Origin of the sequence: Streptomyces sp. NBC_00076, assembly GCF_045041235.1 — a bacterium.
Lineage (GTDB): Bacteria > Actinomycetota > Actinomycetes > Streptomycetales > Streptomycetaceae > Streptomyces.
In genome coordinates this window covers 3,741,028-3,762,556 of the sequence record NZ_CP108242.1, presented here as the reverse complement: position 1 = coordinate 3,762,556, position 21,529 = coordinate 3,741,028, and the positions used below count along the sequence as shown (strand labels likewise).

Here is a 21,529-nt window from a genome sequence, read left to right as displayed (position 1 = left end):
GGTCAGAACCCGTGCGGCAGCCAGGGTGCCACCGGCGACCCGAACGCGACCGTCGCCTCCGTCAACGCGCCCCGTCGCAGTTCCCGCCCCCGCCCGGCCGCCGCCAGCGAGGCCAGGCTCACGCCCCCGAGATACGCCGCCCCCAACTCCCGTACGGACAGGGCGAGATCAGCCGGGTCCGTGGTACGACCGCAGGACGCTCCCTTCGCGTCACCCACGAGTCGCCAACGCCCCGCGTTCCAGGGACAGAAGTCGTCCTCGACCTCGAACACCACGTCCACCGGCGCCTGATACGTCCGCGCCTCCAGGGCGGCCCCGACGTCCACCAGCCGGACGTAGAGCGAATCCCGCACCCGTAGCCCGCACCGCCGGATGTCGCTCACCATGGACATCCACGGCTCGTCCAGCGGCCGCCCCTGCGCGCTCAGCGTCGACGTCAGGTCGATCTCGAACAGGAACCGCCACAGTGCGGCGTGCGCGGCCGCGTCCAGCGCCTCCGTGTCCTGCAGGAGCACCTCGCTCTTGGGCCCGGCGGTATCCCACTCCGGTTTGATCCGGAAGCGCGCGTACCCCACGACCTCGCCGCCCCGCTCGGCGACCACGCACTGCAGCGGCGACGCCCCCTGCCGACGGCTCTCCGGGTCCACCACCCCGGTCCGCTCCCATCCGGGCCGCCGCGCCAGCATCCCCGGCCGGACGGGCACCCGGCGCGCGTACACCGCCTCGCACGCGTCCAGGACATCGGCCGGTGCGGCGTACCGCAGCCGTACGTCATCGGTGCCGGCCGGCACAGACAGCTGTACGCGTGCCGTATCGACCTCGACATTGACGCCGTAGGTCGCCGCGGCGTACCCGAACCGGCCGTAGATCGCGGGCTCGGAGGCCGTGAGGACCGCCAGGGGCCAGCCCCATTCACGTACGTCGTCCAGCTGGCGCCGCATCATCGAGCGCAGCACCCCCCGCCGCCGGTGCGTGGCGGCCACGCCGACCATGGTCACGCCGGCGGCGGGCACCGAGGCACCGCCCGGCACGGTCAGCCGGAAGCTGAACGCCCCCGCCGTCCCCACGCACGCGTCCCCGTCCCAGGCGCCTATCGAGCGGTCCGTCTCCTTGAGCGCGTTCCACAGCTCCCGCTCCCCGAGCGCCTCCGGGACTCCGCCGAAGGCACGGATCAGGCTGTCGTACCACTCGTCCCAGTCGCTCTGCCGCAGTACCCGCAAGTCCGGTCCGTGGTCGGACTTCCGCGCAGTCCCGTGGCCGGCACCACTGCCGGTGCCGTGGTCCCCTTGGTCAGTGCCGTTGTCAGTCGCCATGGACCATGCCTATCAGGGCATTGCGGGACGGGCCAGGGGATTTCGACTTGATGGCGACGCGGTGGCTTTCTGTGAAGTTCACTGTGAAGTTGAGCCTCGGACGGGGGACAAGTGGGACCTCCCGTGCCAAGCAGCTGGTCCGATGGATAGGGTCCCGAACTAATGGCAGCAGGACGAGAGCGGCGCGCGGAAGCCGAGACGTTCACGGCCCGGTTGAAGATGCAGTGGCACCGGGTCCGCGTCGGCATGCGCCGAAGCGCCGTCGACTACTTCCGCGGCGACGGCTCGGACTGGGTCGCCCTCGTCGGCCTGCTCCTGACCGTGCCCCTGATCGCGGTCACCACTCTCGCGAACTCGGTGTGGTGTTCCCCTGCCGCGCTGGTCCTGCCGATCGTCGCGGGCGGCCTGCTGCTGCGCCCGGCGAGCCTGCTCAGTCTGTACGCTGCGGCGGCGACCGCGCTGATCGTGGAGTCGGTGCAGCTGGGCCCGTACACGGAGGGCCCCTCCCGAGTCACACCGGGCATCGTCCTGGTGGTCGCCGCCTGCGGTTTCTTCGGTCTGCTCATCGCGCAGTTCCGCAGCCGGGTCGGCGTCCCCTGGAGACGCGGCGGCACGATGCTCTTCGACCTGCGCGAACGCATCCGGGTGCAGAGCAAGCTCCCGCAACTGCCGCAGGGCTGGCACCGCGAGATGGCGTTGCGCCCGGCGGGCGGTCAGTCGTTCTCCGGTGACTTCGTCGTCGCGGCGCGAACCAACGGCGACCGCACCCTCGAGGTCGTCCTGACGGACGTGTCCGGCAAGGGCATGGACGCCGCGTCGCGGGCCCTGCTGCTGTCGGGCGCGTTCGGCGGCCTGCTGGGCAGCCTGCCCCCGCACGCCTTCCTGCCCGCGGCGAACGGCTATCTCCTCCGCCAGGACTGGGACGAGGGCTTCGCCACCTCCATCCACCTGGTCCTCGATCTGGACTCGGGCGACTACGAGTTGTACTCCGCCGGGCACCCGCCGGGCCTCCAGCTCAGCGCCGGCAGCGGCCGCTGGGAGGAGAAGGCCGCCGAGGGCCCGCTCCTGGGGGTGTACGACGGCGCCCAGTTCGACCCCGTGAAGGGCTCGCTCCGTCCCGGGGACGTGTTGATGCTGTTCACGGACGGTCTGGTGGAAACGTCCGACCGCGACATAGTGGAGGGCATCGACCGCCTCACCGGCGAGGCCGACCGCTATGTCGCCGGCGGCTTCCACGGAGCGGCCTGGCACCTGATCGAAGCGGTGGCCAAGGACGTCAACGACGACCGCGCCCTCCTCCTGATCTGCCGAGAGGGCCCGACGGCGGCGGCCATCCGCTGAGCCCACGGCACCTATCACCCGGTTCGTGGGCATCTGCCTCCATGGTTTGGTCATGGCTCTGTGCTTCCTCTGTAACTGCCACCGGTTCTCGATTGCATGAGCAATCGGGGAGTTGGTAGAGATGTAATGCACACGATGTGGTCGTAAGGGTCCTACGGGGGAGGCGTGATGAAGTTCGACATGGGTGCGCAGACGCTGTCGCAGCTGCAGCGTGATTCGCGGGGCTCGAGTGATGATCTCGGGTCGCTGATCCGGCAGTTGGTGCAGGCGGCCACGCCGTTGGAGGGCAAGTTCAACGGCTCGGGCCGGGCGATGTTCGACCAGTTCAAGGGGCGGGCTGACCAGATCACCTCCGACCTGAACTCCTCGCTGGCGGCGATCCTTGGTGGTCAGTCCGGGATGGACTCGGCGTTCAGCTCGGGTGATCAGGAGCAGGGTGACAACGCGAAGCAACAGATGGGTGCCGCGAACTTCGACGCGGCGCGCTTTCGCTGAGCTCGGTCTTCCTTCCGTTCGGGCTTTCTTTCAACTCTCGGGGAGTGGTGTGTGATGGCGGGTTCGGGTGCTGATCGTCGTTCGTACGACACGGGTGCGTCTGCGGACGCGCAGTCGAACATCCAGGTGGTGATCGGCCGTCTGGAAGAGGTGATCGCGAACCGTGACCGTCAGGTGAAGGCGGCGATGGCGGACTTCACGGCGGATGGCGTGGCGGACGAGTACCACGGCAAGGAACAGCGGTGGAACAACGCCTCGAACGAGGTGAAGAGCATCATCGGTCTGCTGAAGTCGACGTTGGAGAAGAACGACGGTACGGCGCAGTCGACGATCCAGCGGGCGAAGGCCGCGGTCGACAACATCGGCTGACGGACGGGTTCGGGTTCGGGAAAGTCGGGGAAACGGGGGTTTTCGGTGACGGGCTGGGATCTCAAGCCGCAGGGTATTTCGCATGTCCTGAAGACGACCGGTGATACGGCGTCCGACCTGGAGAAGTACGCGAAGGCGTTCGGGAAGCACCTGACCTCGGCGGCTTCCAGCGCCGGCACCATCTCAGCCGAGGGCGGCGGCGAGGGCGGCGAGAAGGCACAGGGTGGCCTGGTAGCCCTGGCACTCTCGCAGTACGCCGAACGCGCTTCCAAGGATCTGCAGTACGTCGCGGCGCGGGCCGGTAAGTCGTTGCAGGGTGCGGTGGATGCGACGACGGCCTACCTGAACGGTGACCAGGAGATGGCGTCGGAGGCGCAGCGCAAGGCGTTGGCCGAGCCGAAGCTGGACATGCCAGGGGTGGGCAAGCGGTGATCCAGCCGGATCAGATTCCTCAGTTCACGGGCAGTTTGCCGCAGTTGGAGACGGATTACGCGGACCTGAAGAAGGACGCGACTCATGTCCGGAGTACGGGTGCTGGCGTCCACTCGCAGTTCCAGGGGTTGTCGGCGTACTACACCGCTCCGGAGGCGGAGCAGCTGTTCGCGACGACGAAGCCGGTCAAGGAGCGGGCGGATGATTTCGCCACGGATCTGGAGACGGTGTCGGGCGCGTTGTCGTCGTATGCCACCGAGATCCAGCCTCTTGTCACGAAGTTGGAGGAGCTGAAGGCCAAGGCCACGACGTTCGTCTCGTCGGTCAAGGACGATGACGAGTGGGAGTACGACGGCGACAAGGTCGACGAGCACAACCAGATCCGGGATGACATCACGGCGACGGTGGCGGCGTTCTGGGCGGCGGAGCGGACCTGCCACAACACGATCACTGCCCTGTGGGGCGGGACGCAGATGGTCGCGGGGGACGGCTCGGACCGTAAGGACCAGTACGGGTTCGCGGCGGATGATCTGAAGGACGCGAAGCTTCCCTGGGGTGACCCGGTGGAGGAGAAGCACAAGTGGTATGAGGTCGGCCACTGGGTGAAGTCGTTCGTGTGGGACGGCCTGATCGTGGACGGTGTCTGGGGGACGATCAAGGGTCTGGGCACGCTGGTCGGGTTCGGTGGCTGGGATGCGATGGGTCAGGCGTGGAAGGGTCTGGCGCAGTTGGCGACCGGTCTGGCGTTGTCCTCCGTTCCTGGTCTGGGGGCGATGTTCTGGACGTTGCCGGACGACAAGCTCCCGTCGTGGATCCGTGATTCGCGTACGGCGATGAAGGAGACGGGCAAGGCGCTGGTCGCCTGGGACGAGTGGGGCAAGAATCCCGGCCGTGCGGCCGGTGCGGTCACCTTCAACGTCCTGACGACGGTGTTCACGGGTGGTGCGGGCGGTGCGGCGGCGGGCGCCGGCAAGGCGGGCGCGGTGGCGAAGGCGCTGTCAGTCGCCGGCAAGGCGGGCCGGGTCATCGACCCGATGACGTACATCGCCAAGGGCGCGGGTGCGGGCCTGTCGAAGATCGGCGACATCGCCAAGGGCCTGAAGGGCGTCGGGGCGATCGACATCCCGACGCTGCCGGAGGGCGCGTTCACGTTGCCCGAGGGGGCTTTGAAGCTCCCGGACGGCACGGTGCGGTTGCCCGAGGGCGCCGCGATCCCGGAGGGCGCGACGCGACTGCCCGACGGCAATATCCAGCTCCCGCACGACACCCCGGTCCTGCCGGCGGGCACCACGAAACTGCCGAGCGTCGAGGGGTCTCCGGCCCAGTACATGGACCCGGACGGCAACCTTCTCGACCACCAGGGCAACGTCATCGACACCGCCGACAACGCACCCACGGACGTGGTCGACAAGGGGACGTCCGGCAACCCGGCGTCCGGCGCGGACGTGCCGCGGGTGGATTCCCCGGTCAAGGAACCGGCGCTGGTGGGCGCGGGCGCCCATACCGCGGACCAGGCGGGCCAGTCGGTGAAGCTGGGTGACAGCCTGGACACGAACCTCGGAGACGTAGGCCGAGTGCCCGACAACGCGGCCGTGCACGCGGGCGGGGAGAGCGTCCCGACGGTGCATGCCGGGGGCGACGGCGTGTCCGGAGGTCACGCGGGTGACCAGCTGCCGGGTGGCGCTGCGGAGCATCTCCCGGGCGGTCGAGCCGACGACGTGGCGCAGGGACCGACGGCCGGCCACGAACCGCCGTCCACTCACGCCGGCGGTTCCGACACCCCGCAGCCTCATCACGACGGGCCTACCGGTGGCCCCGACGGGATGCGCGACCACGGTGATCACACGCCGGGCGGTACGGGCGGCGACCACACCCCAGCCGACTCCGGCGCAGACGTGCCACCTCCGCCGCACGACGGCGATTTCGGAGGTTCCGGTGCTGCCGTGCCGGAGGAACCCCGAGGCAATCTGCCCGATGGATCATGGGAGGGCGAGAACGGACTGCGCCTGGACCATGAGGCGAACGCGGCGGCGGACGACTTCATGCGACGCTCGCAGGAGGCCGAGCCGCACATCACGGAGTCGATGCAGTCCATCGCGGGCCGCGTCGACAACGGCAAGCTGATCGGACTCGAGTACCGGCTCAAGGGCGAGGACTCGCTCAAGCGCAAGCTCGCCACGGACATGCTCGAGGACATCGGCGTGGACCACGGTCGGGTGCTGGGCGACATCAAGGACTCCATCCGCTACACGATGGAGGTCCCTGCCGACAGGTACACCCACGGTGTCCAGCAGGCGGTCGACGACCTGCAGGCCAAGGGCTTCGAGAACGTCACGTTCAAGAACACCTGGGACTCCGCCGGGTACAAGGGCATCAACTCCACCTGGCGCGACCCGACGAGCGGTCAGGTCTTCGAGCTGCAGTTCCACACGGCGGACAGCTTCACCGCCAAGATGGACGGTCACGTTCTCTACGAGAAGGAGCGCCTGCCCGGTGTCTCCACCGACGAACTCGCCGCGATCAAGCTCGAACAGACCGAGTTGTTCGGCAGGGTTCCGGTGCCGCACGGCGCCGGCGAGATCAGACTTGGTGGCCACGGGCCGGGCGACGCGGGGTCCTCGCTCGGCAGGGAGCTCGGCTCGACATCAGGGCATGTCGCCTCTGTGGGCGGCGATGTCGGGCGTGCGGGTAGTGACGGCGCTCACATGGGTCATGACGGCCATCCGGCGCAGGGCACGGACGCCCCGGGGCTCGAAGCTGCCGGTCACGGCGAGGATGCGACCCGCACCGCCGACGGAGACGGCACACCCGGGGACAGCCCGTACACGGAAGGGCCGCACGGCGGCTGGAGCGGTGCCGGCTGGGTCGAGAAGCCGGATCCCATTCACGACCCCGACTCCGTGGCCGCAGCCGAGATGTACGAGAACATCCGGGCGACGGACAACAAGGTCGAGCTGCCCGAGATCTCCCGCCACACGGGTGTGGACGAGTCGGTGCTCCGCCAGGTGAAGAGCCATCTCTTCCGGGCGCAGCACGAAGTGGCCATCGGCCCTGACACCATGAAGAAGGGCTTGTTCACGCCGCGAAAGGACATCGGCGAGCTGTGGTTCGCAGCGCGCGAGGGCAAGCTCGGTGAGGAAGGGATCCAGCAGTTCAAGAACCTCATGGCGCACGAGTACGTCGAGAGCAGTCTGATGAAGTCCGGCCTGCCCTACATCCGTGAGTACGACCACCTGTGGGAGTTGGATCCCTCCGACGGCAAGTACTACAGGCCGCAGTTCCCCCAGGACGTGCGTGACGCGGGTGCTCATGACCTCGCGCCGAACGACAAGATCGGCGGGTTCCGGCACTGGCGGTCACTGGGGATGGAGCCGCCGAAGGTCGAGCTGGCGAACGATTTGTCCAACATCGGCGACGTGGTGAAGGCTATCCATCAGCAACTGCGCCTGAAGGGGATGGATCTGTGGTGAATGTCGAGCCGTCTCGAGCGGTGCTGGAGAGGCTGCGCGAGGTCGACTGGTACGGCGACTGGGACAAGTCCAGCGTCCATACCCGTTCGCGTGCGCTGCTGATGCGGGAATACCTGCGGCGCGCCGCGCAATGGGCGCGAGCGTACGGCGCCCAGGAGGAGTGGCCCTTCTTCGACGTCACGGAGTTCGTCGACCCCGTCCTCCGGCTTGACCCGGAGGTGGCAGCCGACCTGGAGGAGTTCCTGGCGAACAAGGTCCCCACACCGTCCACGGCCAGGACCTGCCGGGGTGCGGTGCGATGGGCGGTACTCAAGGGCGAGGGCAGGACCGGCACGTCAGAACTTCCCGACCCGTACGAGCCTCTCCTGCTCATGTACGAGCGGGGTGGCGGCTACTCGATCGAGGAGTTCATCGACCTTTACGGGGTGATGATCCCCTACGGCAATTTCGAGTCGAACCTCAACGCCGAGCCGTTCCTCTCCCTGTCATTGGGCACGCTGGACGCCCTCGACCAGGACGCGGCGGGTCGGATCACCTACTACGCAAAGATCAGCGATGGCCACCCCCGCAGTAACCCTCGCGGAATCGTGCGTCGGCGTCTCGTCGGCCGGGAGGGCACGACACACGACGAAGCCTTCACCCGTAATCTGCGCTGGGAGCCGACCGAGTACCTGCGCCTCTACGAACTGGGCCACAACGACGTCGACCACGTCGAGATCTCCGAACGGGAGGCTGCCGCGTTCATCGAGTCGGCGATCACCAGACTCGCGGGCACGCACTGACCGGGCGTATGCGGCGTACCGTACGTCGCATGCGAGTCTGGTCCGGCTCCCGGACTGGGAGAGGATCATGTCCGACGGTGCCCCTGCCCAGTTGCCACGCGTCAGCCTCGACGATCCCGACGTGGATCTTGATTACGGTCTGAGGCTCCTGTACCGCGGCGAACCCTTCACGGGGGAGGTCGAGGAGTACCTCGCAGGACACCGCGTGAGCCTGGTGACCTACAAGGATGGGTTCCGGGACGGCCCTTACCGGGAGTGGTACAAGGACGGCACGCTCAGTGCCGAGGGCGTCATGCGCAAGGGATTCGTGTCCGGGGAGTTCAAACGCTGGCACCCGAACGGTGTCCTTGCTAAACACATGATCAACAGTGAGGACGGCAGGACTCCACTCGCCGAATTCGAGTGGGACGAGGAGGGGCGCCCGGCCCGGGCTTGGGAGAACACGAGCCCGCAGGGATGACGCCCCCGTCCGACAGCAAGGGCCCCTGGGAGCCGAGTGTCACAGTCGCCGCCCTGCTCTACCGGGACTTCGACGGCCTGCCCGCCGATCCCGATGACGTCATCAGTGAAGGGCTGGACGGCGGCTATCAGGAACGCTCCGAGGAGCTGAGGAAGGTTTTGCGGGATTCAGGTGAGGATCCCGCAGGGCGCTTTCTGTCCTGTGTCGCGCTGACCCGCTGGGCGGACGAGGCCGGTTACGAAGCGGTCGCGCAGGCTGCCCAGGCCCCCGAATCGGCGCCATGGCGAGATGCGTCCTACGACAGGTTCCACAGCCAGGACGACACCTTCGGGCTGCTCGCCGACGCCGTGGGGAACAGCGACGACATGATCGAAGAGCGCGGCACCCGCACCGAGCGCACCCGGGCCGCACGAGCGCTGCTCGCCATCGCGGACCGCGTCCAGTTCGACCGGCACATCGGTGCCCTGCTGCGTCCCGATCTCGTGGTAGCCGGTCTTCCGGAAATCCAGGCGACGGTGGATCGCGGCATCGCAAGGCTGGAGGAGGAGCAGCTCTCGTACGACCTCGGCCTGCAATTGGCGCTGATGACCGCTGCGATCCATCACACGGAAGCCGCATGGGCGTTGGCGACCGCGCGCCGCCTCATCGCCGCAAAGCCCGGCGACCGAGCCGTCAGAGAACTGCGCGCGGCTATCCCGGAAATCCAGGAGACATCCCCCTGTAGGCAGACATGAGCCGGTTCGACGCATTGCTGGGTACGGACTTCGACGGGCAGCCGGTGTCGGACGTGGACGACGTCATCTGCCAGGACTTGCAGGAGTGGCTCAACCGGCGAGGTGGCAAGGTTCGCGTCCTCGGAGTGAACGGGTGCCTGTGAAGATCGCAGATCATTTTGTAGAACCGTCGCCGAGCGTACATGCGCCATCGACCTGTTCCCTCTCCCCGCCGCGACCGGCCGGTACGGACAGGCTTGTCGGAATAGTCACTCATCGCGCTGGGCTGACGAATTCCACATTCGTTCTGCGATTCGAGGATGGCTCGATCACCATCCCGGCCAACGGTCCTACCTATCCTTGAGGGAAGAATTATGTCCATGCTCATGCGAGCGCCGCGTGAATGCGCGTCCTGGTACTGGGACTTGGAGGACTATGCGCCGCCTGGACTGCAATCAGCGCTCACTACCGCTGCGCGGATGTCCGCCGTACTGGAGAAACATGACTTGTTGAAGCCAGGCGCGTTGGAATGGTATTGGATCGTGCCTGATCTGGGTGGCGCGGTCGGAAAGACGCGTTTGCAGCTCAGGAAGTCACTCGACGATGAGCAGGTGATCCGGCGCATCGAGGCGTTGCGTCCCGTTGGATTTCCGGAGGCGGAGTTCAGCGGGTTCCTCATCGCGGGGCCCGGCATGTGGCTCGACGAGCTTGGTTCACAGCATATTGAGCCCCGTCTGGTGGAATTGACGGTCTCCTCGGAGCCCTTCGGTCTGTCAGCTGACGTTTCTGTCTTCCATGACATTTGGGGACCCTTCGACTTTCATGGCGCACCTCATCCGGAAGTGCACCGGCAGAATGCTCCACGGCTTGCTGCCGCGCTGATTGAGCTGGAGGAACTGCTGGGGGTGGCGGCTGAGCCTGGCGAGTCGACGTATTTCGGGAGGGCTGTGGGCTTTGGGGTCATGGAGCCGGAAGCAGTCGACGGGCGGGGTCCTGACCTCACTGATCAGCTCTGAGGGGCAAATGTCATCTGGTACCCGTAAGGGATGGGCCCCGGCTCGGTTTCCCGCGGACGGTGTCGCGGCGCAGCGACTGCGGGAGTGGCTCGACGCGGGTGAAGGCGGCCTGGACGCTGTCCGGCTCGACCTGAGCGGCGCGGACCTCTCGCACGGTGACTTCTCCGAATCATGGTTCACCGACTCCAAGTTGATGAACGTCACATTGGTGAGCTCGGAGTTGTACCGCTCGGACGCCCAGGGAGCCGACCTGCGCGGCGCCGACCGCGATCCTGCGGGACGCGATCCTCGACGGGGCCAATCTTGTAAAGGCGTCGCTCTACGACGTCGATGCTTTCGGCGCCAGCTGTCGAGGTACCCAGTTCATGGGTGCTTCTCTCTTGGGAGTCGATTTTCGCGGCGCGGACCTGAGTAATTCAGTGTTCGATGGCAATTCATTTCAGGTCACCCTGGATCAGAGCACGAAGATCGAAGGTGCGTCGGGGTCCGTTTACGGGCCGGCAGTGATCGCCGAGGCGCGCGTCTGTCGGGAACTGTCCGGCGCTGAACTTCAGGACTGGATCAAAGAGCGTGGTGGACAGGTTCGAGTCGTGAGCGCGAGCCGGTAGGGGCGAGCCGCCACGGGTGCTTCGTCGCCGGTCACTCCGGCAGATCGGCGGCGAGGAAGGGAGCAAGGAGCGCGAACAATGCGTCGGGGCGGTCGAGGGGGATGATGTGGCCGCAGTCCTGGAGGTGGTGTCCGGCCAGGTCATCGGTGAAAGGGCGGAGTTGGCGTTCGAGCCCGGTGCCGACGGGGTGAGAACCGACGGCCATGGTGGGCATGGTCAGCCGAGCCGTCGCGACGGCCTCCTGGATCTGCTGCGCGCTGGTGGGCAGCGCCCGGTAATACGAGAACGCGCAGCGCAGGGCCTCGCTCCCGGTGAACGCGTGGACGAAGGCCGTACGGATGTCGTCGGGTATTCCTCGCCCGAGGGTTCCCGAGTCGAGGAACCAGTCGATGTACGGAGCCTCGTTGCCGGCCAGGACGGTCTCGGCGAGGCCGGGGACGGCGTGGAAGCCGAACCACCACGGGACGCCGCCCGCGACGACGTGTTCTGCTCCGGGCAGGCGGCCGAGCAGTGCCTCCATCACGACCAGGCGCCGGACGAGGCCGGGCCGGCGCAGCGCGAGCAGGACGGCGGGGGCGGTGCCCGCGTCGATGCCGACCACCGCTGCTGAGGGCTCGCCGAGTGCGTCGAGCAGTCCTTCGGCGTCGGCGGCGAGGGTGCCTGCGTCGTACCCCTCGGCGGCGCGCTCACTGGCGCCGAAGCCTCGCAGGTCCGGGGCGATGACCCGGTATTGCCCGGCCAGTCGGTCCATGATGACGCTCCAGAGCTGCCAGGTGTGCGGGAAGCCGTGCAGCAGGAGAACCGCAGGACCGTCCCCGGCGATTGCGACGTTGAGCTGGACGCCGTTCGTCGTGACGCGGCGCAGTTGATGTGCGGTGGTGACGGGCATGGCGATACCTCCGACTGGTTACCATTGGTGACCACGGAACGATAGGTAACTGGTGGACCGCTGCCTAGACGGCACTTTCAAGGAAGGTGGTGAGCTACAGGTGACCACCCGAGGAGCCCGGGCCGCTGGTCGCGGGGTGCGCGGTGATCTGTTCGATCCCCGGTGCGCGACGCGGCAGTTGCTGGACCGCATAGGTACGAAGTGGACGTCCATGGCCGTCAAGACGCTCGCCGATGCCGCACCGGACGAGGTGCGCTTCGCGGAGCTGAGACGCCGGATGCCCGGCGTCTCGCAGAAGATGCTGTCCGTGACGCTGCGGAGCCTGACCCGCGACGGGCTGGTGTCGCGCCGGGTCGAACCGACCGTGCCGCCACGGGTCTTCTACCGGCTCACCGGACTCGGGCTGTCTCTGGAAGCCGCGCTCGTGGGGCTGCGGACCTGGGCGGAGGAGCACATGGCCGAGATCGACCGCGCAAACGAAGCCGCCGACCAGGCGGTCGACGAGGCATAGGCCGGCCGGTTCCGCGCTCAGTACTGGTGGGCTCGCGTGCTCGATGCAGAGATCCCGGCCGCCGAAGCGGCCCGGGCCCATCGACTCGGCCATCACTGACTCATGGCGACGCTGAACAGATCCGCGAGCGGCCCTGCCCGGCTCCCCGGTGACGGGACCCCGGCCGAGTTGTGGTGCTTCTGTGCGTGCTGGGAACCCCGATTGCGCAGGCAATTGCCGGGTTGATAGAGATGGCTGGAAGTAACTCCTGCGGTGGGCCGGTAAGAGGTCGCCGCGGAAGCCCGTACGGGGGAGGCGTGATGAAGTTCGACATGGGTGCGCAGACGCTGTCGCAGCTGCAGCGTGATTCGCGGGGCTCGAGTGATGATCTCGGGTCGCTGATCCGGCAGTTGGTGCAGGCGGCCACGCCGTTGGAGGGCAAGTTCAACGGCTCGGGCCGGGCGATGTTCGACCAGTTCAAGGGGCGGGCGGACCGGATCACCAGCGACCTGAACTCCTCGCTGGCGGCGATCCTTGGTGGTCAGTCCGGGATGGACTCGGCGTTCAGCTCGGGTGATCAGGAGCAGGGTGACAACGCGAAGCAGCAGATGGGTGCCGCGAACTTCGACGCGGCGCGCTTTCGCTGAGCGTCTCTTCCGCAGGCCTCTGCTCCAGGGGCCCTCTGTGTGGACTTTCTTTCGACTCTCGGGGAGTGGTGTGTGATGGCGGGTTCGGGTGCTGATCGTCGTTCGTACGACACGGGTGCGTCTGCGGACGCGCAGTCGAACATCCAGGTGGTGATCGGCCGTCTGGAAGAGGTGATCGCGAACCGTGACCGTCAGGTGAAGGCGGCGATGGCGGACTTCACGGCGGATGGCGTGGCGGACGAGTACCACGGCAAAGAACAGCGGTGGAACAACGCCTCGAACGAGGTGAAGAGCATCATCGGTCTGCTGAAGTCGACGTTGGAGAAGAACGACGGTACGGCGCAGTCGACGATCCAGCGGGCGAAGGCCGCGGTCGACAACATCGGCTGACGGACAGGTTCGAGTTCAGGTTCACGGAAGTTCAGGAAAACGGGGGTTTTCGGTGCCCGGCTGGGATCTGAAGCCGCAAGGTATTTCCAGTGTGTTGAAGACGACCGGTGATACGGCGTCCGACCTGGAGAAGTACGCGAAGGCGTTCGGGAAGCACCTGACGTCAGCGGCGACGAGTGCGGGCACCATTTCCGCCGAGGGCGGCGGCGGTGGTGAGGGCGGCGAGAAGCCCGCGGGCGGACTGGTGGCTCTCGCGTTGTCCCAGTATGCGGAGCGGGCGTCGAAGGATCTGCAGTACGTCGCGGCGCGGGCGGGTAAGTCGTTGCAGGGTGCGGTGGATGCGACGACGGCTTACCTGAACGGTGACCAGGAGATGGCGTCGGAGGCGCAGCGCAAGGCGCTGGCCGAGCCGAAGCTGGACATGCCGGGGGTGGGCAAGCGGTGATCCAGCCGGATCAGATTCCTCAGTTCACCGGCAGTTTGCCGCAGTTGGAGACGGATTACGCGGACCTGAAGAAGGACGCGACTCATGTCCGGAGTACGGGTGCTGACGTCCACTCGCAGTTCCAGGGGTTGTCGGCGTACTACACCGCCCCCGAGGCGGAGCAGTTGTTCGCGACGACGAAGCCGGTCAAGGAGCGGGCGGATGATTTCGCCACGGATCTGGAGACCGTGTCGGGTGCGTTGTCGTCGTATGCCACGGAGATCCGTCCGCTGAAGACCAGGCTGGAGGAGCTGAAGGCCAAGGCGACGACGTTCGTCTCGTCGGTCAAGGATGATGACGAGTGGGAGTACGACGAGGACAAGGTCGACGAGCACAACCAGATCCGGGATGACATCACGGCGACGGTGGCGGCGTTCTGGGCGGCGGAGCGGACCTGCCACAACACGATCACTGCCCTGTGGGGCGGGACGCAGATGGTCGCGGGGGACGGCTCGGACCGTAAGGACCAGTACGGGTTCGCGGCGGATGATCTGAAGGACGCGAAGCTTCCCTGGGGTGACCCGGTGGAGGAGAAGCACAAGTGGTATGAGGTCGGCCACTGGGTGAAGTCGTTCGTGTGGGACGGCCTGATCGTGGATGGTGTCTGGGGGACGATCAAGGGTCTGGGCACGCTGGTCGGGTTCGGTGGCTGGGATGCGATGGGTCAGGCGTGGAAGGGTCTGGCGCAGTTGGCGACCGGTCTGGCGTTGTCCTCCGTTCCTGGTCTGGGGGCGATGTTCTGGACGTTGCCGGACGACAAGCTCCCGTCGTGGATCCGTGATTCGCGTACGGCGATGAAGGAGACGGGCAAGGCGCTGGTCGCCTGGGACGAGTGGGGCAAGAACCCTGGTCGTGCGGCCGGTGCGGTCACTTTCAACGTCCTGACGACGGTGTTCACGGGTGGTGCGGGCGGTGCGGCGGCGGGTGCCGGTAAGGCCGGTGCGGTGGCGAAGGTGCTGTCGGTGGCCGGGAAGGCGGGTCGCGTGATCGACCCGATGACGTACATCGCCAAGGGCGCGGGTGCGGGTCTGTCGAAGATCGGCGACATCGCGAAGGGCCTGAAGGGCGTCGGGAACATCGACATCCCCACCCTCCCGGACGGAGCCGTCAGCCTGCCCGACGGCCGCCTGATGGACCCGAACGGCAACCTCATCTCGCCCAACGGCTCCCTCGACACGACGCCTGTGCATTACGAGACGAACACGCCGACGGTTCCTCACGGGACCGCGCCGACGCTTCCGGCCCACTGGACGACCCAGAGTGCCCCCACCCCGTCGTACGCCGGGAGCCACGCGGGCGCCGACGGGGCCGCGCACACGGTCGACAACCCCGGGCACTACGCCGCGCCCAACGCCGGCCACTACAACGCGCCCACGCCCACTCCGGCCACGGCCGCGAGCCACACGCCGGGCGGTGCCTTCGACACGTCGCCGTCGCCGGGCGCGTACGACCATGCGCCGTCGGGGTCTCCGTACGGCCATGCGCCGTCGGGGCCCCCGTACAGCCACGCGCCGTCGGGGTCGCCGTACGACCACGTGCCTTCCTCGTCCGCGTACGACCAGACGCCGGGTACGAACCCGTACGCTCAGACGCCGTCGGGGGCGCCGTACGGGCACGCGCCGTCGGGATCCCCGTACGATCACGCGCCCTCGCCGTCCGCGTACGACCAGACGCCGACCACGACGCCGCACGATCCCCCGACGTCGACGCCGCACACCGGCGGTCACGACGTTCCCGGTGGCGTCGCCCACCCGGGTGCCGGGACCCCGTGGTACCACCAGGGCGCGGCAGCCCCCGCGCACGAGGTCCCGACGACGCCGCACACCGGCGGTCACGACGTCCCGGGCCCCGGCGGTCACGGCACCCCGGACACCCCGCACGGCACCCCCGACGACGCTGCGCACGGTGCCGGTCACGGTGACGACGGTGTCGGTCACGCGGACGACGCCGCGCACGTCGGTGACCATGCGGATATCGGGGACGCCGCTGTGCACCACGGCACCGATGGTCCGGTTGCTCCGGGGCACCAGGGTGCGGACGTGCCGGGCAGCGGGGCCGGAGAACCGTTCGAATACAAGCCGGCCATGTCACAGGCAGAGTTCCAAGGTCTTAGCGATGCCGAGAAGCACGCGGTGGCCGAGGCCGAGCTCGCGCGGGGCACGAATCCCGAGCCCAGCGTCAGCAACAAGGCAGGACAGGACTATGGCGACGCGTACTGGAACAAGTTCCTGGACGACTTGTCTCCGGAGTCGCGGGAGGCACTGAGGACGTACAGCGGCAACGAGTACGACTTGATCAACGGCCACCTGCGCTTCGGTGACAAGGTGGACGACACGCTCAAGCACGCCATTGCGGAGATGGACAAGGTCATGGGCGCCCGCCCGGTGCCCGAGGACGTCATGATCGTGCGCGGCACCGGGGTCGACCACATCAGGATCGGCGACCGCCCCCTGAGGTCACCGATGGAAATGCGGGGCGGTGTGTTCGACGACAAGGCATACACGTCCACGGCACTCGGCAAGACACCGCCGCCCCCGTTCGACCAGAAGCCCGTGCATATGCACCTCCGTGTGCCGAAGGACACCCCCGCCCTCTGGATCGACCACATTTCCAAGTACCCCGGAGAACGCGAGCTGCTCCTCGCCAAGGGTTCCCAGTACAAGGTGACGCGCGTCTTCTTGGACGCGACGGACGGCAAATGGCACGTGTACGGGGAGGTTCTGCCGAGGCCATAGCCTTCGTTGCAGATCAGCCCAAACCAAAGGAACGTGGACGCCATGAGCAGTGAACGACCGATCAACCCTCGCTTCGACGAGGACGTGCACTTCAACCTCGTATCTCCGGGCCCGGCGCGCTACCAGAATTACACCGAGAAGCCGGTGCGTTACTTCGCGGTCGTCGACAAGCAGGGTGGCGCGGTCCTCGGTTACGTGTGGGCCAACGACGAGGATGACGCCGCCATGTGGGAACCGCGCGAGGCTGCCGGACCCCAGGCGTTCTCCGAGGGAGGCATCTGGTACGCCAGGCTGGAGGAGGCCAAGGAACGAGGCCTTCTGCCGTCACAGGCCCTCGCGGAGCTGCTGGCCAACCCTGATGGAAACCAGGGCCGTGCTCTGCCGGACTCCCTCGCCGACGCCCCCAACGCCGCTGCGGTCGAGGCCCTCGCCAAAGGCGACTAGGTGACTGGCGAACGACCGATCACCCCGCGCTTCGCCGAGGACCTGTGGTTCGAGGAGGTGCCGGGTGGTCCGCCGCGCTACCGGGACCGGACGGACAAGCCGGTGCAGTACTTCGCGGTGGTCGACAAGCAGGGAGGTATGGTCCTCGGCACGTGTGGGCAGGCGACGAGGACGACGCCGCTGCGTATCAACCGCGGCAGGCCGCCGGTGGCCGGGGAATCAACGAGGGCATCTCCTGGATCAGTCGGCTGCGTGAGGCCAAGGCACGGGGCATCCGACCGTCCCAGGCACTCGCCGATTTCCTGGCTGACTCGGAGCCGCCCGGTAGGGGGCGTCCCCTGCCCGGCTCCCTCGCCGACGCCCCGAACGCCGCCGCGGTCGAGGCCCTCGCCAAAGGTGACTAGGTGACTGGCGAACGACAGATCAACCCGCGCTTCAACGATGACGTGCACTTCAACCTCGTGTCGGGTCCGCCGCGATACCGGAACCGCACCGACAAGCCGGTGCGTTACTTCACGGTGGTCGGCAAGCAGGATGGCGAGATCCTCGGCTACCTGTGGGCCGGCGACGAGGACGATGCTGCTGCGTTTGAACCGCGGCAGGCCGCCGGACCCGTGGGGGCGAACGAGAGCATGTCCTGGATCAGACGGTTGCGTGAGGCCAAGGCACGGGGCATTCGACCGTCCCAGGCTCTCGCCGAGTTGTACGGCGGCCCGGAGCCGGGCGGTAGGGGTCGGCCTTTGCCCGGCTCCCTCACTGCCGCCCCGAACGCCGCCGCGGTCGAGGCCCTCGCCCAGGGCCACCGGCGAACACTCCATGGAGGTACCGGCCCCCAGGCCTGAGCATCATGACCGACCCCGTGCACTACATCACCGTCACCGCCCCCGACGGCGAGGTCGTCGGATACGCCTGGGGCGATGGCACCGACGTCGAGTGGATCAACCGGAAGGCGAGCAGTAGCGCCGCCTACGACGCCGGGATGGAGTGGTACACGAAGGTCCGTGAGGCCCATGACCGTGGCCTCACCCCCCTCGGCGTCCTCAACCTGCTCAGCCACGAACCCGGTGTCGGGCGGGTCACCGAGGCCCCGGACGTCGCAGCGCTCGAGGAACTCTCCCGCGTCGTCACCCCAGCTGACGACCGGCGCCTGCTGGCCCAGCTCGACCGTGACGACGCGGCGGCGTGGCAGGAACTCGCCGACGCCTTCGACGCGCTCACGGACGAGGACCGGGACGTGAAGTGGGGCGGGGGGCACACGTTGCCGAGCGGTGCCATTCACGTGCCGTTCCCCCTCTACAGCAAGCCACTTCAGCGCGCCGTCGCCTCCCTGCACCGCGTCGGCGCCGTCACCCCCGAGTACCGATGGATGGACAACCCGATGCCCGAGGTGTCGTCGGACGGACGGCTGGGACCCGCCGACGCCGTGCGTGCCGCCACCACGCTCGTGCGCGGGGAGCACTTCAGCGACGGGACGATCGCCGAGGCGGTGGAGAGCGGACTCCTCGACGTCGTCGCGGCGTCGCTGCGCGCCTGGTACGCCGACCCTTCCATCGGTCAGCCGCGGGCCGACGCGGACCAGCCTTCGTCCAAAGCCGCAGCCGTAGCCCCACCAGCCACCGAACCGAGCCCACTCCTCCCCACCCCCCGCCCCACTCCACTGGTGTGCAGGTTCTGCGGAGGTTCCCCCGCGGCCGACGTCACCTTCCGGGCCCATCGAGGCCTCGTCATCTTCATGGGCTTCAAGCGGATGGACGGCCCGATGTGCATGACCTGCGGGCTGGCCGTGCACCGGACGCTGACCACCCACACGCTCTGCGTGGGCTGGTGGAGTCCCTTCTCCCTCTTCGTCTTCGCCCCGTTGACGCTGGTGAGGAACCTTCTCGCCGTGCGCAAGGTGAAGCAACTCCCGGCCCCGGGACCGGGGATGCTCGGCCCGCGCTACGACCCCGGGGTGCCCATCCATCGGCGACCCCGGGCGTATATCGCGTTGATCCCCGTGCTGTGGGTGCTCTTCATGATCGTGACGGGTTTGTCGGGCGGGGTGTGAGAAGCCGTGTGAAGCTCCCGAACGCTCCCGTGCCCGGCTGTACGCGTGGCGCATTCATGTCTTATGTTGCGGAAGCGAAGCCAGGGGGGATGCGCATGCAGCAGGAGAGGCCGTCCGGGACCGGGGCGGAGATGAGTCTGAGCGAGGTCGAGACCGTCGCCCGTGCCGCGCACGCCGGGCAGACGGACAAGGCCGGACGGCCCTACGCCGAGCATCTGTCGGCCGTCGCCGAGGGCGTACGTGCCCGCGGCGGGGGCGATGAGCTGGTCGCGGCGGCCTGGCTGCACGACGCCCTGGAGGACGGCGTGCTCAGCGAGCAGTGGCTGGAAACAGCCGCGCTGCCGCAGCACACCAAGGACGTCGTCCGAGCCATGACCAAACAGCCGGACGAGGAGCCGGAGGCGTACGCGAGTCGAATTCTGGCCGTCCCCGGCGCCCGGCTGGTGAAGGCGTCCGACCTCGCGCACAACGCCGACCCGGGCCGTCTCGCCGTACTCGACGAGCACACCGCCCTGCGGCTGAAGCAGAAGTACGCCGCCATGCGGAAGCGGCTCGGCCTGGCCCCGGGCGACTGACGCTCTGAAGGCCCCTCCCAGGAACCTCCCAACCGACCCACCTACACAGGACGACTTGAATGGCACGGGACTACGACAGCCAGCTGCTGGAGTCGGTGGCGGTGCGCCGGCGCCGGATGCGCGACGCGCTGCTGTTCGGCGCGCAGCGCGGTCGGCGGACCGCGGACGAACGGTTCGGCAAAATGTTCGCGGGCATCGCGATCGCGGCCGTACTGTGCGCCGGCTGCGTCGGCTGGTCCTTCCTCCAGTCCACCTTGGCGAAGCAGAAGGCCGAGCAGGACAAGCAGCAACAGCAGCAGGAGCAGATGTACAACCCGTCGCCCGGCACCGCCTCGAGCGGCGCCGGCGACCAGGGCGCGGAGAAGCGGTGAACAGGGTGTACAGGGTGTACGGGGCCGGTGTGCTCAGGCCGGCGAACGCCGATGACCGAAATGACGCGATGATAGGTTCGGGTGAGTGGTGAGCACAGCAGCTTCGTTCCGGACCCAGCTCAGCAGGGTCACCCTGATCGGTGAGCGGCGACGCGCCGACATCGTGTTGCCGTCGGACACTCCGATCGGCCAGCTGCTCCCCGACATACTCCAGTTGCTCGACGACCGAACCGCGTCCCGGCCAACCACCCGGCAGCTGATCACCTCCGACGGTTCCGCGCTGCCGCATGACGCCACGCTGTCGTCCGCGGAGGTCCCCGACGGCGCCGTACTGCGCCTGGTGCGCGCCCACGCCGCACCGCCGGCGCCGGTCGTGCACGACGTCACCGACCAGGTCGCTGACGACCTCGACCTGCGCGGCTGGCGCTGGCGTCCCTCGGTACGCCGTACCGCCGCCGGTGTGGCCACGGTCGTGTTCGCCGTGATCGCGGCGCTGCTGGCCCGGCGCGAGTTCGCGCTGGAGTCCGTGGCCACCGGGCTGGCGCTCGTCACCGCGCTGTTCCTGGTCGTCGGTGCGGCGATCGCGAAGATAGGCGAGGGCAACCGGGGCCTGGCCACCGCGCTGCTGCTCGCCTCCGGCGGACTCGGCCTGCTGACCGCCTGGACCGCCGCCGACGCCTACGACTGGTCCGGAACCGCCCGGCTGGCCGGTGTCGCCGCCGCGCTGGTGCTCACTCTCGTGATGCTCGCCTACTGTTCGCCGCTCGGCCGGGGCGGGCTCATCGGGGCCGTAGCGATCGTCGGTGTGACCGCCGTGTGGGAGGCCGTCGCCCTCGCGCAGGACCGGGCGGACCGGATCGGTGCCGTGATGGCGGTGGTCTCCGTCATCCTGCTCGGGCTGCTGCCGCGGTTCGCGCTGATGGCATCAGGACTCACCGCGCTCGACGACAAGCGTTCCTCGGGCACCTCGGTGAGCCGGCACGAGGTCGGCAACGCCCTCGCCGCCACCCACCGAGGACTCGCCCTCGCCACCCTGGTCATCGCGGCCTCGGCCGCCGCCGGCGGCTGGCTGCTGACCACCGCGAAGGAGCCGACCGTCTGGACGGTGGCTCTCGCCTCCCTCACCGCCGTCGTGCTGCTGTCACGGGCGCGGGCGTTCCCGCTGGTCGCCGAGGTCGTGGCGCTCTTCGGGGCGGCGGCGCTGCTCGTCGTACGGCTCGCGGTGCTGTGGCTGGACCACGCGGGAGGCGCCGGCGCGCTCGTCCTGCTCGCCGCGGCGGCGCTGCTGCCGTTGCTGGTCCTCGCGGTGGAGCCGCCGGAGCACGTCCAGGTACGGCTGCGACGGTTCGCCGACCTGATCGAGTCCCTCGGTGTGATCGGGCTGTTCCCGCTCGCCATCGGGGCGTTCGGCATCTACGGGCAACTGCTCAACAAGTTCTGAGGCTGCTGAGGCTTCGA

Annotated in this window: 25 protein-coding genes and 1 pseudogene; 24 read left to right on the top strand and 2 right to left on the bottom strand. The window is 68.1% G+C overall.

The window, feature by feature from the left end:
- Window positions 1-2: 2 nt before the first annotated feature.
- Window positions 3-1,313 carry a GNAT family N-acetyltransferase gene (locus OHA64_RS17105; RefSeq protein WP_405613842.1) on the bottom strand — a complete coding sequence of 437 codons (1,311 nt, stop codon included), beginning with the start codon at window positions 1,311-1,313 and terminating at the stop codon, window positions 3-5.
- A gap of 162 nt (window positions 1,314-1,475) precedes the next feature.
- On the opposite strand from OHA64_RS17105, the gene OHA64_RS17100 reads away from it, so the two are divergent.
- The 12 genes and pseudogenes from OHA64_RS17100 to OHA64_RS17045 all read left to right on the top strand — a co-directional run bounded on the left by OHA64_RS17100 (window position 1,476) and on the right by OHA64_RS17045 (window position 10,999).
- A complete protein-coding gene (locus tag OHA64_RS17100) occupies window positions 1,476-2,654 on the top strand; it encodes a PP2C family protein-serine/threonine phosphatase (protein WP_405613840.1) in 1,179 nt (392 codons plus the stop codon).
- Between the two features lie 168 nt (window positions 2,655-2,822).
- On the top strand, window positions 2,823-3,149 hold the full coding sequence (locus OHA64_RS17095; protein WP_398658630.1) for a hypothetical protein: 327 nt from the start codon (window positions 2,823-2,825) through the stop codon (window positions 3,147-3,149).
- A 54-nt stretch (window positions 3,150-3,203) separates the two neighbouring features.
- The gene (locus tag OHA64_RS17090) at window positions 3,204-3,518 is read left to right on the top strand and encodes a pore-forming ESAT-6 family protein (protein WP_405613818.1); all 315 of its coding nucleotides are present in this window, start codon (window positions 3,204-3,206) and stop codon (window positions 3,516-3,518) included.
- 45 nt (window positions 3,519-3,563) lie between these two features.
- The gene (locus OHA64_RS17085) at window positions 3,564-3,950 is read left to right on the top strand and encodes a DUF6507 family protein (RefSeq protein ID WP_405613838.1); all 387 of its coding nucleotides are present in this window, start codon (window positions 3,564-3,566) and stop codon (window positions 3,948-3,950) included.
- On the top strand, window positions 3,947-7,420 hold the full coding sequence (locus OHA64_RS17080) for a hypothetical protein (RefSeq protein WP_405613836.1): 3,474 nt from the start codon (window positions 3,947-3,949) through the stop codon (window positions 7,418-7,420). Before OHA64_RS17085 ends, OHA64_RS17080 begins: the two co-directional genes overlap by 4 nt.
- Window positions 7,414-8,202, top strand: a complete 789-nt coding sequence (locus OHA64_RS17075; RefSeq protein ID WP_405613834.1) for a hypothetical protein — start codon at window positions 7,414-7,416, stop codon at window positions 8,200-8,202. Before OHA64_RS17080 ends, OHA64_RS17075 begins: the two co-directional genes overlap by 7 nt.
- 67 nt (window positions 8,203-8,269) lie before the next feature.
- The gene (locus OHA64_RS17070; protein WP_405613832.1) at window positions 8,270-8,662 is read left to right on the top strand and encodes a toxin-antitoxin system YwqK family antitoxin; all 393 of its coding nucleotides are present in this window, start codon (window positions 8,270-8,272) and stop codon (window positions 8,660-8,662) included.
- Window positions 8,659-9,396, top strand: coding sequence for a hypothetical protein (locus OHA64_RS17065; RefSeq protein WP_405613830.1), 738 nt, complete (start codon window positions 8,659-8,661; stop codon window positions 9,394-9,396). Before OHA64_RS17070 ends, OHA64_RS17065 begins: the two co-directional genes overlap by 4 nt.
- Window positions 9,393-9,539 (top strand): hypothetical protein, encoded by a 147-nt coding sequence (locus OHA64_RS17060; protein ID WP_405613828.1) that lies wholly within the window; start codon window positions 9,393-9,395, stop codon window positions 9,537-9,539. The genes OHA64_RS17065 and OHA64_RS17060 overlap by 4 nt, the downstream gene beginning before the upstream one ends.
- 315 nt (window positions 9,540-9,854) lie before the next feature.
- Window positions 9,855-10,391, top strand: coding sequence for a hypothetical protein (locus OHA64_RS17055; RefSeq protein ID WP_405613826.1), 537 nt, complete (start codon window positions 9,855-9,857; stop codon window positions 10,389-10,391).
- Window positions 10,392-10,660: 269 nt separating this feature from the next.
- Window positions 10,661-10,717 (top strand): annotated as a pseudogene (locus tag OHA64_RS17050) (hypothetical protein); the annotation flags it as partial.
- A 39-nt stretch (window positions 10,718-10,756) separates the two neighbouring features.
- On the top strand, window positions 10,757-10,999 hold the full coding sequence (locus OHA64_RS17045; protein ID WP_405613824.1) for a hypothetical protein: 243 nt from the start codon (window positions 10,757-10,759) through the stop codon (window positions 10,997-10,999).
- Between the two features lie 31 nt (window positions 11,000-11,030).
- Here OHA64_RS17045 and OHA64_RS17040 read toward each other — a convergent pair whose 3' ends face one another.
- Complete coding sequence (locus OHA64_RS17040) at window positions 11,031-11,888, bottom strand: alpha/beta fold hydrolase (RefSeq protein ID WP_405613822.1); 858 nt, start codon at window positions 11,886-11,888, stop codon at window positions 11,031-11,033.
- Between the two features lie 100 nt (window positions 11,889-11,988).
- Between OHA64_RS17040 and OHA64_RS17035 the strand changes: the two genes are divergently transcribed.
- The 12 genes from OHA64_RS17035 (at window position 11,989) to eccD (ending at window position 21,512) form a co-directional block, all read left to right on the top strand.
- A complete protein-coding gene (locus tag OHA64_RS17035; RefSeq protein ID WP_405613820.1) occupies window positions 11,989-12,399 on the top strand; it encodes a winged helix-turn-helix transcriptional regulator in 411 nt (136 codons plus the stop codon).
- 299 nt (window positions 12,400-12,698) lie between these two features.
- A complete protein-coding gene (locus OHA64_RS17030; protein ID WP_398659797.1) occupies window positions 12,699-13,025 on the top strand; it encodes a hypothetical protein in 327 nt (108 codons plus the stop codon).
- A gap of 75 nt (window positions 13,026-13,100) precedes the next feature.
- On the top strand, window positions 13,101-13,415 hold the full coding sequence (locus tag OHA64_RS17025) for a pore-forming ESAT-6 family protein (protein WP_405613818.1): 315 nt from the start codon (window positions 13,101-13,103) through the stop codon (window positions 13,413-13,415).
- Window positions 13,416-13,506: 91 nt separating this feature from the next.
- Window positions 13,507-13,860, top strand: coding sequence for a DUF6507 family protein (locus OHA64_RS17020; RefSeq protein ID WP_405613816.1), 354 nt, complete (start codon window positions 13,507-13,509; stop codon window positions 13,858-13,860).
- Window positions 13,857-16,634 (top strand): ADP-ribosyltransferase, encoded by a 2,778-nt coding sequence (locus OHA64_RS17015; RefSeq protein WP_405613814.1) that lies wholly within the window; start codon window positions 13,857-13,859, stop codon window positions 16,632-16,634. Before OHA64_RS17020 ends, OHA64_RS17015 begins: the two co-directional genes overlap by 4 nt.
- A 42-nt stretch (window positions 16,635-16,676) precedes the next feature.
- Entirely contained in the window at window positions 16,677-17,078 is a 402-nt protein-coding gene (locus OHA64_RS17010; RefSeq protein ID WP_405613812.1) for a hypothetical protein, read from the top strand.
- Window positions 17,079-17,230: 152 nt separating this feature from the next.
- Window positions 17,231-17,482 (top strand): hypothetical protein, encoded by a 252-nt coding sequence (locus tag OHA64_RS17005; RefSeq protein ID WP_405613810.1) that lies wholly within the window; start codon window positions 17,231-17,233, stop codon window positions 17,480-17,482.
- Complete coding sequence (locus OHA64_RS17000; RefSeq protein ID WP_405613808.1) at window positions 17,483-17,920, top strand: hypothetical protein; 438 nt, start codon at window positions 17,483-17,485, stop codon at window positions 17,918-17,920. It begins immediately after the preceding gene.
- 5 nt (window positions 17,921-17,925) lie between these two features.
- On the top strand, window positions 17,926-19,125 hold the full coding sequence (locus tag OHA64_RS16995; RefSeq protein ID WP_405613806.1) for a DUF6508 domain-containing protein: 1,200 nt from the start codon (window positions 17,926-17,928) through the stop codon (window positions 19,123-19,125).
- A gap of 95 nt (window positions 19,126-19,220) precedes the next feature.
- On the top strand, window positions 19,221-19,700 hold the full coding sequence (locus OHA64_RS16990) for an HD domain-containing protein (RefSeq protein ID WP_405613804.1): 480 nt from the start codon (window positions 19,221-19,223) through the stop codon (window positions 19,698-19,700).
- Window positions 19,701-19,759: 59 nt separating this feature from the next.
- Window positions 19,760-20,071, top strand: coding sequence for a hypothetical protein (locus tag OHA64_RS16985; protein ID WP_405613802.1), 312 nt, complete (start codon window positions 19,760-19,762; stop codon window positions 20,069-20,071).
- An 85-nt stretch (window positions 20,072-20,156) separates the two neighbouring features.
- Window positions 20,157-21,512, top strand: a complete 1,356-nt coding sequence (gene eccD, locus OHA64_RS16980) for a type VII secretion integral membrane protein EccD (protein ID WP_405613800.1) — start codon at window positions 20,157-20,159, stop codon at window positions 21,510-21,512.
- Window positions 21,513-21,529: the final 17 nt, after the last annotated feature.